General features: G+C 68.7%; 15 protein-coding genes. 6 read left to right on the top strand and 9 right to left on the bottom strand.

Annotation, left to right across the window (positions count from 1 at the left end; translation table 11 throughout):
* Positions 1 to 372: 372 nt before the first annotated feature.
* Positions 373 to 1,605, top strand: coding sequence for a PucR family transcriptional regulator (locus NM1_RS35395; protein WP_068030507.1), 1,233 nt, complete (start codon positions 373 to 375; stop codon positions 1,603 to 1,605).
* 124 nt (positions 1,606 to 1,729) lie between these two features.
* Positions 1,730 to 2,932: a PucR family transcriptional regulator gene (locus NM1_RS35390; RefSeq protein WP_068030505.1), complete on the top strand. Its 1,203-nt coding sequence runs from the start codon at positions 1,730 to 1,732 to the stop codon at positions 2,930 to 2,932.
* On the opposite strand, the gene NM1_RS35385 is transcribed toward NM1_RS35390, so the two are convergent.
* A complete protein-coding gene (locus NM1_RS35385) occupies positions 2,933 to 3,586 on the bottom strand; it encodes a TetR/AcrR family transcriptional regulator (RefSeq protein ID WP_068030527.1) in 654 nt (217 codons plus the stop codon).
* Between the two features lie 256 nt (positions 3,587 to 3,842).
* Here NM1_RS35385 and NM1_RS35380 point away from each other — a divergent pair, with 256 nt between their 5' ends.
* The gene (locus NM1_RS35380) at positions 3,843 to 4,424 is read left to right on the top strand and encodes a hypothetical protein (protein WP_147288913.1); all 582 of its coding nucleotides are present in this window, start codon (positions 3,843 to 3,845) and stop codon (positions 4,422 to 4,424) included.
* A gap of 66 nt (positions 4,425 to 4,490) precedes the next feature.
* Here NM1_RS35380 and NM1_RS35375 read toward each other — a convergent pair whose 3' ends face one another.
* The 3 genes from NM1_RS35375 to NM1_RS35365 all read right to left on the bottom strand — a co-directional run bounded on the left by NM1_RS35375 (position 4,491) and on the right by NM1_RS35365 (position 8,796).
* Positions 4,491 to 5,990, bottom strand: a complete 1,500-nt coding sequence (locus NM1_RS35375; protein ID WP_068030525.1) for an amino acid permease — start codon at positions 5,988 to 5,990, stop codon at positions 4,491 to 4,493.
* 194 nt (positions 5,991 to 6,184) lie between these two features.
* The gene (locus NM1_RS35370) at positions 6,185 to 7,456 is read right to left on the bottom strand and encodes a phosphotransferase enzyme family protein (protein WP_084520348.1); all 1,272 of its coding nucleotides are present in this window, start codon (positions 7,454 to 7,456) and stop codon (positions 6,185 to 6,187) included.
* Entirely contained in the window at positions 7,453 to 8,796 is a 1,344-nt protein-coding gene (locus NM1_RS35365) for a purine-cytosine permease family protein (protein ID WP_068030501.1), read from the bottom strand. The genes NM1_RS35370 and NM1_RS35365 overlap by 4 nt, the downstream gene beginning before the upstream one ends.
* 132 nt (positions 8,797 to 8,928) lie before the next feature.
* On the opposite strand from NM1_RS35365, the gene NM1_RS35360 reads away from it, so the two are divergent.
* Positions 8,929 to 10,221 (top strand): glycosyltransferase 87 family protein, encoded by a 1,293-nt coding sequence (locus NM1_RS35360; protein ID WP_084520347.1) that lies wholly within the window; start codon positions 8,929 to 8,931, stop codon positions 10,219 to 10,221.
* 27 nt (positions 10,222 to 10,248) lie between these two features.
* On the opposite strand, the gene NM1_RS41675 is transcribed toward NM1_RS35360, so the two are convergent.
* Together NM1_RS41675 and NM1_RS35355 are read right to left on the bottom strand one after the other, a co-directional pair.
* Positions 10,249 to 10,719, bottom strand: coding sequence for an HIT family protein (locus NM1_RS41675; RefSeq protein WP_169814378.1), 471 nt, complete (start codon positions 10,717 to 10,719; stop codon positions 10,249 to 10,251).
* 141 nt (positions 10,720 to 10,860) lie between these two features.
* On the bottom strand, positions 10,861 to 12,057 hold the full coding sequence (locus NM1_RS35355) for an MFS transporter (protein WP_068030498.1): 1,197 nt from the start codon (positions 12,055 to 12,057) through the stop codon (positions 10,861 to 10,863).
* 101 nt (positions 12,058 to 12,158) lie between these two features.
* Here NM1_RS35355 and NM1_RS35350 point away from each other — a divergent pair, with 101 nt between their 5' ends.
* Positions 12,159 to 12,908 (top strand): AraC family transcriptional regulator, encoded by a 750-nt coding sequence (locus tag NM1_RS35350; RefSeq protein ID WP_068030496.1) that lies wholly within the window; start codon positions 12,159 to 12,161, stop codon positions 12,906 to 12,908.
* Positions 12,909 to 13,214: 306 nt separating this feature from the next.
* Here the strand turns inward: NM1_RS35350 and NM1_RS35345 are convergent, their stop codons facing one another.
* On the bottom strand, positions 13,215 to 13,565 hold the full coding sequence (locus NM1_RS35345; RefSeq protein WP_068030494.1) for a hypothetical protein: 351 nt from the start codon (positions 13,563 to 13,565) through the stop codon (positions 13,215 to 13,217).
* Between the two features lie 88 nt (positions 13,566 to 13,653).
* Between NM1_RS35345 and NM1_RS35340 the strand changes: the two genes are divergently transcribed.
* A complete protein-coding gene (locus NM1_RS35340) occupies positions 13,654 to 14,160 on the top strand; it encodes a DUF3237 domain-containing protein (RefSeq protein ID WP_246010874.1) in 507 nt (168 codons plus the stop codon).
* Here NM1_RS35340 and NM1_RS35335 read toward each other — a convergent pair.
* Both NM1_RS35335 and NM1_RS35330 read right to left on the bottom strand, forming a co-directional pair.
* Entirely contained in the window at positions 14,136 to 14,783 is a 648-nt protein-coding gene (locus NM1_RS35335; RefSeq protein ID WP_307719350.1) for a TetR/AcrR family transcriptional regulator, read from the bottom strand. The two genes, NM1_RS35340 and NM1_RS35335, sit on opposite strands and share 25 nt — an antisense overlap.
* A 112-nt stretch (positions 14,784 to 14,895) precedes the next feature.
* Positions 14,896 to 15,315, bottom strand: coding sequence for a VOC family protein (locus tag NM1_RS35330; protein WP_068030488.1), 420 nt, complete (start codon positions 15,313 to 15,315; stop codon positions 14,896 to 14,898).
* Between the last annotated feature and the right edge of the window lie 72 nt (positions 15,316 to 15,387).

Raw genomic sequence — 15,387 nt, 5'->3', positions numbered from 1 at the left:
GTCGGCCAGTTCGGCGGCCGGGGACGGCCGGGCGGGGACGGCGCCGGCACCTCCCGCGCCCACGGTGACGGCGACGGCGATCGCTCCGGCAAGTGCGGCGGCACCGAATGTCCTCCGCCGAATTCTCTGCGTCATTGCAAACCTTCCGTGGGCGCGAAACGGCCACACCGCCGAAAGGCTGTGTCCGCGACCATTTCCCGCACCCGATGTGATGTCGAACATATCGACACGGAAAACCTATGTCCGCACGCTCCGAACTGTCACTGCACTCGCATGTACAGATATCCGTCGCGAACTTGTCGCCCGGGACAAAATCTGGTTCGCGGAAACCGAGACCTTGCCGCCCGCACTGTCGCCCGCAACAATCGGGCCATGTCGGTCGCCGTTCACCCCGTTTCCGGGAAACCCGCCCTAGCCGCTCGCATGCTCGACCGGCTGCCGCGATTCGCCGAGCGCATTCTCGCCTCCGGGCTGGGCTCCACGTCGCCCACCGCAGACCTGCCCGAGGATCATTTCGTCGAGGTGCTGGGGACCATCTACGGCTGCGCCCATGCCTTCCTGCACGCGACCGACCAGGGGCGCGAGTTCACCTACGAGGAGGTCGCCGGATTCGTCGGTCCCGTGGTCGAGCACCATGCCGAAGACCGGTTGCCGCTGCGGCTCCTGGTAGAGGCGGTGCACGGCTCGGCCCGGCAGGTGCTGCGCGAGGCGGTGGAGCTGAGCGGCCCGGACGAACTCGACGAACTGGTCGACTTCGGCGATCGGCTGCTCCAGTTGCTCATGCACATCACCACGGTCACCGTCGAGTCCTACGGCACCGTCGAACAGTCGATCCACCACGCCGAGCGCGAGGCCCGGCGGGCGCTGTGCGCCGCGCTGCTGCGCGGGCAGCCCGCGGAGGAACTCGCCGCGCGCGCCGATCTCGCGCTCTCCGAACGCTATACGGTGCTGGCGATCGGGCCGCGGATCGAGGAGCAACCGGCCGCGGTGGCCAACCTGCTCACCCGGCGCCGCATCCGGCTGCTGCAGCACACCCTGGACCGGCTGGCGGGCGCCCCGACCCTGCACACCTTCGACGGATCGCACGCGATCGCCCTGCTGCCCAACGGATCCGAATCCGACATCACCGAAACATCGGGGCTGGCAAGCGAACTGGCCGAACAGTTCGGAGTCGACGTCTTCCTGGCCGAGATCCCGGCGGTGCCGCGCGATTCCATTCCCGATGCCGCACAGCAGGCCACCGAGCTGACCGAGCTCGCCCGGCTGCTGGGGCGGCCCAGCGGCGCCTACCGGCTCGACGACCTGCTGCTGGAATACCAGCTCACCCGCCCGGGATCGGCCCGCGACCGGCTGGCCGAGCGGATCGCCCCGCTGCTGCGCAGCCCGCATCTGCTGGAGACGCTCGACGCGCATCTGCGACACGGTTCGGATCGCAAGGCCGCCGCCGCCGAAATCCACGTGCACCCCAACACGTTCAGCTACCGGCTGCGCCGCATCGCCGAGCTGACCGGGACCGACCCGGGCGATCCGAACGGCTCCCGGCTGCTGGCCGCCGCGCTGACGGTGCACCGGCTGCACCCCGTTCCCGAGACGATCGGCGGGTAGCCGAAAGTGCGCGGGCCACGGGAACTTTCGAGGTCGGCAGTTGCGCCGACGGGGGTGCCGTCGCTAGGGTTGGCCGCCAAAAGGAACGGTGTAGTTCCTTGAATCCCCCAGCGCGGAGCCCTGTATGAGCGGACGCACACCTCACGATCTGCGAAATCTGTCCCGGCAACTCGTCGGCCACTTCGCAACCCACGTGGCGCCGTGCGCCACGCTGCCCGGTGACGCCCTGCACGGCGACATCACCACGGTCACCCGGGTCTGCCTGGAACTGACCATCGACCTGCTCGAAGGCCGCGAACCCGACGACAAGGTCGAGCGGCTGCAGCGGGCCGCCGCCGACTGGGCCCGCGAGGGCATCCCGATCGACACCGTGCACCACGCGGTGCACGAGGGTTTCCGGCTGGCGTTCGACCTGCTGCTGACCCGCGCCGATCCCAGCCAACGACCCGACGATCCCGCCCAACTGCTGCTGCGCATCCTCGACACCATCACCCCGGCCGTCGCCCTCGCCTACGTCCGCGAGCACCAGGCCGCGGTCACCGAACACCACACCGCGGTGCACACGCTGGTCTCGGCGCTGCTGGCGGGCCATCCCACCTCCACCATGGCCCGCGAGAGCGGTATCGAGATCGCGCCCGCCTACGCCGTTGTGGCCCTGCACATTCCGCGTCATCGCGACGAGGCGCATCCGAATGTGGACGCGAAAGTCGTTGCCCGGCGCAAGCTCCGGCGGCTACAGGCCGAGCTGGCCACCCGGTGCACCGGCCGGGCGCTGTCGCTGCTGTCCGTCGACGGGGGCACCGTCCTGATCCCCGAGGACCTGATACCCGAGGACACCGTCACCGACGGCCGGCTCGACGAGCTGGTGCTGGGCCTGTCCGCCGCCGGTCAGGTTCCCGTCACAGCCACGGTGATACCTGCTGCGACGGAACAGGTTCCCGATGCCGCGGACCGGGCGCACGAACTGCTGGACATGGTGTTGCGGCTGGGCAGCATGCCGGGGCTGTACCGGTTCGCCGATCTGGCGATGGAGTATCAGCTCACCCGGCCCGGGCCCGGTCTCGACCGGCTCGGCGCCCTGCTCGACCCGCTCGACACCTATCCCGATCTGCTGGACACACTGCGACGGCACCTGTCGACGGGGCTGTCCCGGCAGCGCACGGCACGGCAGTTGCAGGTGCACACCAATACCGTCGACTACCGGCTCAAGCGCATCGGCCAGCTCACCGGACTGGACCCGGCGCAGCCCAGCGGGCTGTGGTATCTGCGGGCCGCCCTGATCGCGCGCACCTACCGAGATGCCGGGCCCGGCTTGGCCGTTCGCTGATCAGCGGCGCGCACCGCACAGCGCCACCGCGGTCCGCGTGAACAGCGGCGCCAGCTCGGGCAGGGCCGCGGCGCCGCGCTCGTGCAGGCAGTCGCGGATCCGATCGTCGATGCCGCCGAGCAGCATGTCGACCAGCTGCGCATCGGGCTCGGCGACCAATTCCCCACGCCCGACCCCCAATCGGGCCACCTCCAGGATGTACTCGACGAACAGCCGGTGCACCCGCGCACGATGCGATACCAGCGGGCCGCCCGCCACCAGCGTCTCGATGTACAGGGCCCGGGTGGCCTCCGGCTGGGCGGCCAGCACGGCCAGATAGATCTCGAACAGCGTGCGCACCCGCTCGTGAAAGGTCACCGAGCCGGATGTCCCCACCGCGTCGCGCAACCGGCGCAATCCCATGTCGACGCCGAAATCGTAAGCGGCGGCGAAGCATTCGTCCTTACCCGCGAACATCGCGTAGAAGGTGCGCCGCGCCACCTGCGCCCGGGTCACGATATCGGCGACCGTGGTGGCGGTGTACCCGAGTTCGCCCACCGCCACCAGGGCCGCCCCGCACAGCCGTCGGTACTGCGAGGACTGCACCTCGGCCCGAGTCAACCGATGGCGGCCCCGTGGTAACGGGCCGGTCAGGCCCTCGGTCTGCGCACTCATGCACACAGAATATTGAGCCCGCGCCGGGTTCTCTCCGCGGCCGCCGAACCGAACGGACCGTTCGTTGCCGCGATCAGTTGCGCGCATCCGGCTTCCACAGTCCATCTCCAATCGGAAGGACTACCTCCGCTTCACTCGAAAGCCCTATGGGCAAAACGTTTGCCAGAAGGTAGCCTTGCTCACCGGCAGGGCGGTCGTCCGTCTTGTCCACCCCCTGCCTGCGGGGTGTCAGGGACGGCAGGGAAGCGAGCTACCGATGGCCACGATAGGGCAATTGCGGGCGGCGCTGGCGATTCTGCACGCCGAGGTCGACGAGGTCGCCCACCAGGTGTGGGGCCGGGAGATGGCCGGTACCGACACCGCCGGGGTGGAGCACGCCATGCTGGCCGGGCTGCTGTACCGGCTGGCCGGAGCGGACCTGCGAAGATCGCTGACCACCGCACCGGACATCGCCGTCCTGGAGGATCGGGCGCGGGCCGCCGGGCCCAGCGCCGTCACCATGGACAACGAAGATCTCTGCGCGCAAGCGCATTTCGAGGCCTACTGGCTGACCGATCGCATCGCCGAGCTGTACGGCGACATCGAGCGGGTGCCGCCGCCGCTGGCCGCCGCAGCCCACACCGCCGAGGCCACCCGCGCCCTACTGCGCATCCACCGGGACCTGGCGCGAGGCACCCGGCTCGACGCCGGATACGCCGGATGGGAAGCCGTGCTGGACCAGCTCGACCGCGCCCGCGCCCTGGCCAGGGCCGCGCACGCGGCCGCCGAGACGGCCCCGCAGCGCGGGGCCATCCCGCCGGTCGTGGATCCCGGCCAAAAGCATGCCGGGAACGAATGAACATGGCATGCCGGGAACGAATGAACGTGGCACGCCGGGAATGGATGAGCGCGATCGGCGGATCTGCTACTTCACGCCCGTGCGGAGCACCGATTTCCTTGCGCCGTAGGTGAAGTAGAGCACCAGGCCGATGGCCATCCAGATCAGGAATCGGAGCCAGGTCTCCACCGACAGGTTCAGCATCAGCCACAGGCAGGACAGGACACCGAGGATCGGGATCAGCGGCACCAGGGGCACCCGGAAGCCGCGCGGCAGCTCCGGCCGCGTGCGGCGCAGGATGAGCACGCCGATCGCCACCAGCACGAACGCGAACAGCGTGCCGATATTGACCATCTCCTCGAGCGCGCCGATGCCCACGAACCCGGACAGCAGCGCACACACCACGCCGACGATGACGGTGATCCGCACCGGCGTGCCGTGTCGCCCGGTGGTTGCCAGCGAGCGCGGCAGCAGGCCGTCGCGCGACATCGCGAACAGCACCCGGGTCTGGCCGAGGAACATCACCATCACCACGGTGGTCAGCCCGGCCAGGGCCCCGATGGAGATGATGTTCTTCGCCCAGTCCACCCCATGGATGGCGAACGCGGTGGCGAGCGTGGACTCCTCCCCGGCCAGGTCGGTGTAGGGCACCATGCCCGTCAGCACCAGCGACACCGCCACGTACAGCACGGTGACGATGAGCAGCGAGCCGAAGATGCCGCGCGGCACATTGCGCTGCGGATTCTTGGTCTCCTCGGCGGTGGTCGCGACCACGTCGAACCCGATGAACGCGAAGAACACCAGGCTGGCCGCGGCCAGCAGCCCGTACCAGCCGAAGGTGCTGTTGCCCGCGCCGGTCAGGAACGAGAACAGCGACTGGTGCACACCGCTACCGGCGTCGCTCGGCTCCGACGGCGGAACGAACGGCTTCAGATTGGAGGCCTTGAAATAGGTCAGGCCGACGATCACCACCAGCGCGATCACCGCCAGCTTGATTGCGACCGCGACCGCCGATACCCGCGACGACACCTTGGTGCCGATCACCAGCAGCACGGTCAGCACCGCGATGAGCAGCACCGCACCCCAGTCGAACTTGACCGGGCCGACGTGCACGATCGGCGTGATCCCGCCCGGTATCTGGCCGAGGTACTGCGACCAGCCCTTGGCGACCACGGACGCGGCCAGCGCGAATTCCAGGACGAGATCCCAGCCGATGATCCAGGCGGCGAATTCCCCGAAGGTGGCGTACGAAAAGGTGTACGCGCTGCCCGCCACGGGCACAGTCGATGCGAATTCCGCATAACACAGGGCGGTGAGCCCGCAGGCGATCGCGGCGAAGACGAACGCCAGCGACACCGACGGCCCGGCGACGTTTCCGGCCGTTCTCGCCGTCAGGGTGAAGATGCCGGCGCCGACCACCACGGCGACGCCAAAAATTGTCAGATCCCAAGCCGTGAGATCCCGGCGCAGTCGGGCGCCCGGTTCATCCGTATCGCGGATGGACTGCTCGACACTTTTGGTGCGAAACAACCCACTCCACCGGCTCGCCGACGCAGAGTTTGTTACCTGCTGTTCTGGCTCCGGTATAGCCAAGTCCTTCTCCTCTGTCCGCGGCTCCGCACGGGACACCGCGCTTTCAGACGTGCTGGCAAAATCTAACAGCACCGATGTGTGATCTGCGTCTCGGATCGGTCAGATGATGCCAACATGATGCGTTCATGATCGTCCGAGTGGGCAGGATGCACGGTCGTAGAGACAGTCGTACCCCGGTCGGCGCCGACTCACTCGAGCCGTTCGCTCGGCGCGGCGAGCCGGGACAGAAGGTCCAGGAATTCCCGGCCCGAGGCAGAGTATGCCCACCGGATGTGGCCGAGAAGGTAGTCGCGGTAGGCGATTTCGGCGTTCTCGTGGTTCGGTCGCGGGAGGACGGTCAGGAAGTAGTCGATCTCGGACAGCTCGTAGTCGACGTGCACGAGCGGGAACAGCGCGGGCAGGGCGCGGCGCTCGGCCGCCGTGAGCGGCCGCACCGCACAGTAGGCGCGCAGGAACGCGGCCAGCTGGTCGGCGTGGATGTGCGCGGGTCCGCCGTCACGCAGCGAGAGCCAGTCGACGGCGAACCGCTCGATCGCGGTGGCCAGGTCGAAGACGGCGACGGTGCGGTTGGCCAGCCCGAAGTCGATGACCGCGGTGATCTCGTCACCGGTCCAGAGCAGATTGGTGCCGTGCCAGTCGTTGTGCGTCCACAGCGGCGGCAGATCGGAGAGGTCGACGCGGAGCTGGGCGGTCCCAGCACGCGTCGCGCCATCCCCGCTACGCACCGAGTCTTCCTCGCCGCACGGGGACCCAATCCGGTCACGCGGGGATCCGACCCGGCCGCGCACTGATTCGACTGCGCCGCACAAAGTCTCGATGTCTGCGCGCCAACCCTGCGTCGCAAGGAATTCCCCTACCGCGGGCCACTCGACGGCACGTCGCTCGATCGTCGCCGCAAGATCGGTGCACAACCCGGCCTGCAGCGGCCGGGGTGGGCGCGGCGGCGCGTCGTACCCTTCGGCTGCGCGATGCAGGCGCGCCAGCATGCGGCCCGCGGCGGCCGCCTGCGTCACAGAGAGGTACGGCGACCAGGAGAAGGCGTTCCGATACAGGTCGGCACCGGCACCGAGCGCATGGATCTCATAGCTGAATCCATCGCGGGTGCAGGACCAAACGGCGGGAATCGGGACACCTCGGGATCTCAGGTGCTCCATGAACGCATGCTCCTCGGCCAGCGCCGCCGCATCGCGCAGCGCGATCGGCATCCGCTTCACCACCACGCGCTCGCCGTCGGCCAGCCGCACGCCGACAGTCGACGACAACGGCCGCGGGCTGCGCCATTCCAGGACCGCCCAACTCGCCCCCGGCAGTGCGTCAGCGTGCAACGGTCCGGGCCCATCGCCGGCCCCTGCGGCGACGGCATGCGCGACCACCTCGTCGACCTCGGCGAGGGTCAGCGGCGGCCAGTCGGGCTCGGCCGTCGGGTCCGACCCCATGCCGAACACGCGGCCGTCGGTCACGCGGCCCGCCCGGCCCGTCGTTCGAAGAACACCAGCACACCCGTGGCGGCGCCCGCGGCCAGGAACGAGAACAGCGAGGCCGACGACCACCAGCCGGGATGGAACCCGATCGCGTCCTGCACATCGGTCCACAGCCGCGCCCACCACGACACCGAGCCCGGATTGCACAGCTGGTAGACCGCGAAGCCCAGCAGCCACGGCAGCAGCAGCAGCGGCCGCGCGGGAATGCGCCGCGTCAGGTCGCCGCCGTATTGTCCACGCCCCCAGCAGAAGTCGACCACCAGCACCGCGCACAGCGGCACGAATACCGAACCGATCAGCAGCAGGAAGTTGGAGAAGCCGGTGAAGTCGTGCACCCCCAGCGCCAGCACCGTGGCCAGCGCGCCGACCCCGGCGGCCAGGATTCGGCGGTCCACGCGCGGCATCAGGTTCTGGATCGACATCGCCGTGGAGTACACGTTGGCGAAGGACTGATCGGATTCGCGCAGCACCAGCACCGCGAAGAACAGCCAGCCCGCCGCGACGCCGAGGAAGGTGTCGAAGATCCGGTCCGGGTCGCCGCCGACCTGGATGAGCGCCACCACGCCCAGCAGATAGCACCAGATCTGCGCGGCCGAGTAGCCGAGCATCGTGGCACCGGCCGCGGCCCGGACCGACCGCGCGTGCCGGGTGTAGTCGGCGGCCAGCGGAACGAAGGAGACCGCGACCGCCAGCGCGGTGTCCACACCGGGGAAGAACCCGCTCCACGACGTATCGGGCGCCGACGGCATCGGGTGGCGCAGCAGTTGGACCGTGAAGTACACCATCGAGATCGCCACCGCGACCGTCACGTATTTGCGCAGGATGTGCAGCACGTTCAGCGGCCAGATCGCCATCGCCGTGCACAGGATTCCGGCGGCGACGATCACCACGGCGTGGCTCACGCGATCGTGGGTCAGCACCCGGACACCGCCGGAGATCACCGTCAGCTCGTACACCGCCCAGCCGATGCACTGCACGATATTGGCCACCGTGGGCAGATACGACAGCCTGGTCCCGAACAGCCCGCGGAAGTTGGCCATCGCGGGCGCGCCGGTCCGCGCGCCGACCGCCCCGGCCGCCGCGACCATCGCCGTGCCGACGAGCGTGCCGAGGACCGTGGCCAGCAACGCGCCCGCGACCGGCAGCTGCGGATGCCCCGCGGGTTGCAGCACGTAGACCGCACCGGTGAAACCGATGAGGCTGACCCCGAGATTGGCCCAGAATGCGGACTGATCCCAGAAGGACAGGCTGCGGGGCGAGTCGGCGGTGAGGACGAGGGGCGCCTCGGCGGACCGCCGGGACTCACGAAGGGACGTCATAGCGGACCTCATGCTACGGACCGCACCGCAAACCTCCGGCAGAGCTTCGGGGACGGCGCTCCGAGCGGCCCGATCGGCGAAGTCGGACCCATCGGCGATGCGGAAGCGGGCGGGCCGGTAACCTGGGGCCGGATGGTTAGTGTCTCCACCCCCCTTCCACCGCAGCCCACGAGCCGCCGCCCTGTCGGCCGCGCCGCGTGGCTGATTCCGGCGCTGCTGATCGCGGCCGCCACCGCGTGGCTGCTGAAGACCACCTGGCCGCTGAAGCCGATCGGCGGGGAGTTCATCGACCTACAGGTGTACCGGTTAGGTGTGCAGGCGTGGTGGCACGGATCCGATATGTACGGGACGCTGCCCAAGACGACGCTCGGCGTCGGGTTGCCGTTCATCTACCCGCCGTTCGCGGCGCTGGCGCTGAGCCCGTTCGCGATGCTGCCCATGCACGCCTCGGCGATCACGTTCTTCCTCGTCTCCACCGCGGCCCTGGCGGTGACGATCTATCTGGTGGCGCGGCGGATCTGGGGTGGCAGCACCGAGCTGGTGCTGTGGGCTACCGCCTGTGCGGCGCCGGTGGGCATGCTGCTGGAGCCGGTGCATCAGACGCTGGGCTTCGGGCAGGTGAACCTGATCCTGATGGTGCTGGTGGCGGCCGACTGCCTGACCGCGCGGCCGAAGTGGAAGCGCGGCATGCTGATCGGCCTGGCCGCGGCCATCAAGCTGACACCGGCGGCGTTCGTCCTCTACTTCCTGGTGCGCAAGGACTACAAGGCCGCCGCCACCGCGGCGGTCACGGGGGCGGTGGCGTCCGCCGTCGCGTTCGCGGTCATGCCGGGTGAGTCGACGCGGTACTGGTTCGGGGGCATGGGCAACGTGTCCGGGCTGAGCGGGTCGGCGTTCCACACCAACCAGTCGATCCAGGGGGTGCTCTCGCGCCTGCAGGTGCACAAGCCGGAGTTCACCGTGCTGTGGCTGCTGCTCTCGCTGGCGTTGCTGGCGCTCGTCGTCACGGCGATGCGGCAGGCCGCCGACAGCCCGGGGCTGGCGCTGGCGTTCAATGCCGTGTTCACGCTGCTGGTCTCGCCGATCTCCTGGTCGCACCACTGGGTGTGGATCGCACCGGCGCTGCTGGCCGCGGTCGGCACCGCGACCGCACTCCCCCGACGCCAGGCGCGGATCTGGTACGCGGTCATCGCCGTTACCGCGATCGTCTTCGTCATCGGGCCGCAGAACTGGATGCCCGGCGAAGACAACCGCGAATTCACCTGGACCCCTTGGCAACACATCATCGGCAATACATATGTGTGGCTGAGCGTGCTGCTCGTGGCGGTCTATGTAGCGACGGCGAAGCACCGCCGCAGAGCTCCGGCGCCGACCGAAGACCAGGCGCCGAATCCGTCACCGGCAGTTCCCGATCCCATCCCGTAACCGGCGCAGCACGGCTCCTTTCCTCGCTCACATCGCTGCCCGCAGTGCGCGGGCTTGATCCCACAGCTCATCTTCTGGGATCGGAGCCTCGGAGTCATCCTGTGGCCGGAGCGGAAACGGGCGACCCGGCGCGGGATCTACGACGTATCTCGGAATGAGATGCGTGTGGAGGTGGGGCACGGAGTTACCGAGCGTCTCGTAGTTCATTTTGAGAGGCTTGTAGTAGTTCATGAGCGTTTCAGCTACGCGCATGACTGCACCCCAATACTCCGACGACTCCGAATAGTCGAGTTCAAATGGTTCGGTGATGTGACGGCCACGCCAGATAACCACGGTGTATCCACGTTGGATGTTCGCGCGCTGGAGAACCGCATCAACGTTCGACGAGCGAAATATTCGCACGCCATAAGTATCGACATCGGGACGATCTGAACCGCACATCTCGCATCCGATTCCCTGAGTGAGATCGGACCAGCGAATCGGCCAGCTGGAACTCATTAGCTCGCATCTCTTCCACGTCGTAGTCGACATCACACATGTGGATGACAGGGGCTGGAGACGTCTGCGAATTACAACCTCCCCACCCTGTGCCATTTGCAGCTCAGCGTAGCCGGGAGGACTGCCCACGCGAGCAGTCCGTTACGAATTCGGTTGGGGACCAGGGCTGTTCGTCGGGGCGGGGAGTAGAAAGCCGAGGACGGTGCCGACGATCGGGACGAAGCACAGGACGGTCAGGACGACCTGGGGGCCGTGGGCGTCGGCGAGGGTGCCGAACAGCGGCATGAACAGTCCGCCCGCGCTGACGGCGAGGCCGAGGGTGACCCCGGCGGCGGTTCCGGGGCGGCTGGGCAGGTAGTCCTGGCCGAGCTTCACCAGGACGGCGAATGGGATATTGACCGAGATACCGGCCAGCACCGCCAGGGCCAGACCGAGTTGCGGGCTGGGCACCAGCCGCAGCAGCACGAGCGCGGGAACGGCGGTGAGACCGCCGATCTGGATGGTGCGCAGCATCCCGGCGCGGTCGGCGATGCGGCCGCCGAGCAGGGTCCCCGCGACGCCGCCGACCAGGAAGGCCGCCAGCGCGACACCGCCCAGGGTCTGGGAGGCGCCCAGATGGTTGATCCAGTACAGCGCGATGAAGGTGTTCATCCCGAAGTAGACGACCGAGCGCACGATCTCGACGGCCGTGAGCGCCGCGAACGGGAGCCATCGATCGCGGCCGTCCGCGTGCACCGTTCCCAGCGGGGTGGCGGTGTGCCGCTGCTGGTAGCGCCACAGCACGTACCCCATCAGCACGGCCGGTGCGATGAACACCGCGGTTCCGCCGACGCCCAGGGCGACCAGCGCCGGTGTCGCCAGCGCGGGTGCGAGGAAGAACCCGATGCTGCCGCCCGCGGCGAACAGGCTCATCGCGGTGGCGCTGTTTCCGGCGTCGCGGCGGGCGTCGCGCCCGGCGGCGGGATGGAACGCGGCGACCCCGAGACCCGACAGCAGCAACAGGATCCACACCAGTGGATACGCGGGCGCCAGCCCGGCCAGCCCGGCGCCGATCCCGGCCAGGGCCAGCCCCGCCGGTGCCAGCCACAGCAACTTCCACCGGTCGGCGACGACGCCCAGAATCGGCTGCGGGAGCGAACTTCCCAGCGTGGCGGCGAGCGCGAGCCCCGACGCCGCCACATAGCTGTACCCGCGTTCCAGCACGAAGAACGGGATGCTCGCGGGCACCAGGCCCTGATAGAAATCGTCGACCGCGTGCGCGACGACCCAGTGCCGCATCCGCTTCCACGCGGGGACCGAGCCGGTCGCGGCGGATTCCGCGGTCCGGATGCTCACCATCGTTGCCTCCCTTGTCGCTGCTACGAGGAGTCAGCGTAGGAAGACCGGCCGCAGGCGGGCTTCCGATAAAATGCCAATTTGTGTCTGCAAACCGCCAGGAGATGGCCGCTCCTACCGCGGCCCGCCACCACCCCGGCGGGTCGCGGATCGAGCGGCACCGGCACCCGGAGCATCAACTGGTGTTCACGAGTTCCGGTGCGGTCGAGGTGCGCACCGACGCCGGGAGCTGGATCGCCCCGGGCGACCGGGCCATCTGGATACCCGCGGGATGCTGGCACGAGCACCATTTCTACGGCCCCACCCGCTTCCACTGCGTCGCCTTCGCGACCGGTCTCGACGAGCGCGCCAGGCCCTCGGTGCTCACCGTCTCACCGCTGGTGCGGGAGCTGATCATCGCCTGTTCCGCCGAGCCCGATGCGCCTGCCGCCGAGGCGGAACGGCTGCACCGGGTGCTGCTGGACCGGCTGCGGCGCAGTCCCGAGCAGCCGTTGCGGCTGCCTGCCGCGCGCGATCCGCGGCTGCGCCGGGCGTGCGCGCTGGTGGAACGCGATCTCACGGCGGGATGGACACTCGGCGCGCTGGGTCGCGAGGTCGGCGCGGCCGAGCGCACACTCACCCGGCTGTTCCGCGCCGAGTTCGCGATGACGTTTCCGCAGTGGCGCACCCAGCTGCGGCTGCATCGCGCCACACAGCTGCTCGCGGAAGAGGTTGCGGTGACAGCGGTTGCGCATCGCTGCGGCTGGTCCAGCCCGAGCGCCTTCATCGATGTGTATCGGCGCACCCTGGGCCATACGCCCGGTACCTATCGCTCGGCGCCGAATGCGGTGGTCAGCGCGGCGGATCGGCAATAATTCCGGCGCGGTCCCGATTTCGACACTGTCCGATTCGGTGATTCGGCGTGCACGAAGGCGGATCGATCTGAGACGGTAGAGCCATCGGAACCGACTAGACACGTAGGAGCTTTTTCGATGTCGATGGTTGTCTTCCTCGCGCTGCTGCCGTTCATGGGGCCGGACAGCGCGCAGTCGCTCGCGATCCAGCATTCCGGAGTTCTCGGCGGCTGGTGAATCTCCGGCGCGCTCGCGCCGGAAGCCGTTTCCCTACCGAAAGTGTTCGAGCACCGGCGGTCCTTCCGAGCCGCCGGTGCTCGACGCGCATCAGGACGGGTTGGGGGCGCCCACGCCGGTGGCGGCCTTGACCACGACCTTGTCCTGGGTGACCTCCTGCACGGTGAGGTTGATCCCGTCGGCGGGCTGGGTCTCGCCGACCGGCACGTCCACCTGTTGACCGGCCACCTTCAGGGTGACCGTGTTGCCGTTCACCGCAACGAGTTCCGCGTCCACCCCGAGAAAGCTGGCCTTGGCGTTCACGCCCCGATCGAAGGTGATCGTGCAGCCGCTGACGTTGCAGTCGGACTTGGCGCCCTGCCCCTCCGCGCTGCAGGCGGCCACCCCGAACGAGGTGACCAGGGCGAACAGGGTCAAGGCAAGTAGCCGTCGAACACGCACGCGGCCCAGTGTAGGCGGAAATGCAGTGTTCCGGGCGCGGTCGTTCCCACCCTTGACAAAACATACGGCCGACCGCATTCTTTTCGGTGTGGATACCGAACGCATGCAAGACCCGCGCGTAAAGGATGTCGGGAAGCTCGAGACCGAGCTGCTGCTCGATGTCGTGATAGATCTGAACGCCCCGCTGCACATCGGGGAGGGACCGTTCGGGCGGCGGGTGGTGTTCGGTGCGGCCGGGGGGACATTCGAAGGGCCGCAACTGCACGGCGAAGTCGTTGCGGGCGGCGGTGATTGGGCACTGTTCCGGCCCGACGGCACCATGTCGCTGGACGTCCGGCTGACCTTGCGCACCCACGACGACGCCCTGCTGCACCTGACCTACGGCGGGCGCTGGGTCACTCCGCCCGAGCTGCGCGCGGAGATCGCCGATCCCGGTAGGCGATACGAGATCGACCCTGCCCGTTACTATTTCCGGACCACCGTGCTGTTCGAGACCGGCGCGGCGCGCTACGCCTGGCTGAACGACATCGTGTGCGTGGGGTCGGGATATCTGATCGACGGCGGGATCGCCTACCGGCTCTTCCGGGTCCTCTGACCGCCGGACGGCCGGGCGTCGTCGCCGAGCAGGCCGTCGGCCACCCGGCGTGCCTTGTCGATACCGCTCGGATCGCCCAGTCGCAGTGCGATATTCGCGGCCTCGAGAACGGCGACGATCTGGAAGGCGACGAGATCGGGATCCAGATCGGCGACCTCCCCGGCCTCGACCGCGGCGCCGATCTCGCGCGCGATGAGGGCGGTCCAGTCCCGGTGCTGCCGCGCCAGGGCGTCGCGGACCGGTCCCGGCCGGCTGTCGAACTCGGGCAGGTTGGCGCCCCAGAAGCAGCCGCCCGGGAATACCGGCTCTGTCGCGTAGTCGAGCCATCGGCGGATCAGTTCCCGCAGCCGGGCCGCCCCCTCCGCGACGTCGCCCGACGGGCGGACGACCGCCTCGACGAATACCTCGCCCGCCGCCGCCACCGTGGCCAGCTGCAATTGTTCCTTCGTCCGGAACAGGGTCTGGATCCCGGCCTTACTCAGCCCGAGATCCTCGGCCAGCCGCCCGAAACTGAGCCCGTCCAGCCCCTCCGCCGAGGCGATATCCGCCGCCCGCCGCGTCACCAGCCGCCGCGACCGCGCCCCGCGCAACAGCCGCCGATCGGAGACCTCGGATTCGCTCACCACGCCACCTCCAGAACAATCAGTACGACCGATCGTATGCCAATGGCGAGTGTCCCGGCGGCCCTCCTATACTCCCGGCACGCCTCCTCCTATTTTCCCGGCGCGCCTCCTCCTACTTTCCCGGCACGCTCTCGGCCGGGTGGAGCTTGGCGTACATGTCCAGGTAGTGCTGGTTGTACATGATGCCGAGGACGTTTCCGAAGGGGTCGATCACCGACGCGCTGACGAAACCGGGGCCGTGCTCGCGAGGGGCCTCGTATTCCTTGGCGCCCAGGGACAGTAGGCGGTCGAATTCGGACTGCAGGTCGTCGACGTGCCAGTGCAGGACCTCGCCGCCGGGGGTCGAGGGGTTGCCCGGAGGCTGGTACTTCCGGTCGATGATGCCGAATTCGTGCTGGTAGTCGCCCACGCGGAATTCGGTGTACCCGGGGACGTGGTAGTAGGCCTGGATGCCGAACACCTCGGCGTACCAGCGCTCGGCCGCCTCGAGATCGTCGGCGTAGAACGCAACGTGGGCCATTCCTCGCAACATCGGGGTTCCTTCCGTTCGTTGTTCCCGTGTTGATATCCATCATCGGAGCAAAAGTGCTCATCGAGTGAGCAC

The sequence above is a fragment of the Nocardia mexicana NBRC 108244 genome, from assembly GCF_001613165.1.
Taxonomy (GTDB): domain Bacteria; phylum Actinomycetota; class Actinomycetes; order Mycobacteriales; family Mycobacteriaceae; genus Nocardia; species Nocardia mexicana.
The sequence above is the reverse complement of the archived record's forward strand: the minus strand, read 5'-3'. Positions and strand labels throughout refer to the sequence as shown.

Bases quoted from the DNA above. Each gene is read 5' to 3' on its own strand.
- NM1_RS35395 (WP_068030507.1), top strand. From the start codon at position 373: ATGTCGGTCGCCGTTCACCCCGTTTCCGGGAAACCCGCCCTAGCCGCT.
- NM1_RS35385 (WP_068030527.1), bottom strand. From the start codon at position 3,586: ATGAGTGCGCAGACCGAGGGCCTGACCGGCCCGTTACCACGGGGCCGC.
- NM1_RS35365 (WP_068030501.1), bottom strand. From the start codon at position 8,796: ATGACGTCCCTTCGTGAGTCCCGGCGGTCCGCCGAGGCGCCCCTCGTC.
- NM1_RS41675 (WP_169814378.1), bottom strand. From the start codon at position 10,719: ATGAGTTCCAGCTGGCCGATTCGCTGGTCCGATCTCACTCAGGGAATC.
- NM1_RS35355 (WP_068030498.1), bottom strand. From the start codon at position 12,057: ATGGTGAGCATCCGGACCGCGGAATCCGCCGCGACCGGCTCGGTCCCC.
- NM1_RS35390 (WP_068030505.1), top strand. From the start codon at position 1,730: ATGAGCGGACGCACACCTCACGATCTGCGAAATCTGTCCCGGCAACTC.
- NM1_RS35380 (WP_147288913.1), top strand. From the start codon at position 3,843: ATGGCCACGATAGGGCAATTGCGGGCGGCGCTGGCGATTCTGCACGCC.
- NM1_RS35360 (WP_084520347.1), top strand. From the start codon at position 8,929: ATGGTTAGTGTCTCCACCCCCCTTCCACCGCAGCCCACGAGCCGCCGC.
- NM1_RS35330 (WP_068030488.1), bottom strand. From the start codon at position 15,315: ATGTTGCGAGGAATGGCCCACGTTGCGTTCTACGCCGACGATCTCGAG.
- NM1_RS35350 (WP_068030496.1), top strand. From the start codon at position 12,159: ATGGCCGCTCCTACCGCGGCCCGCCACCACCCCGGCGGGTCGCGGATC.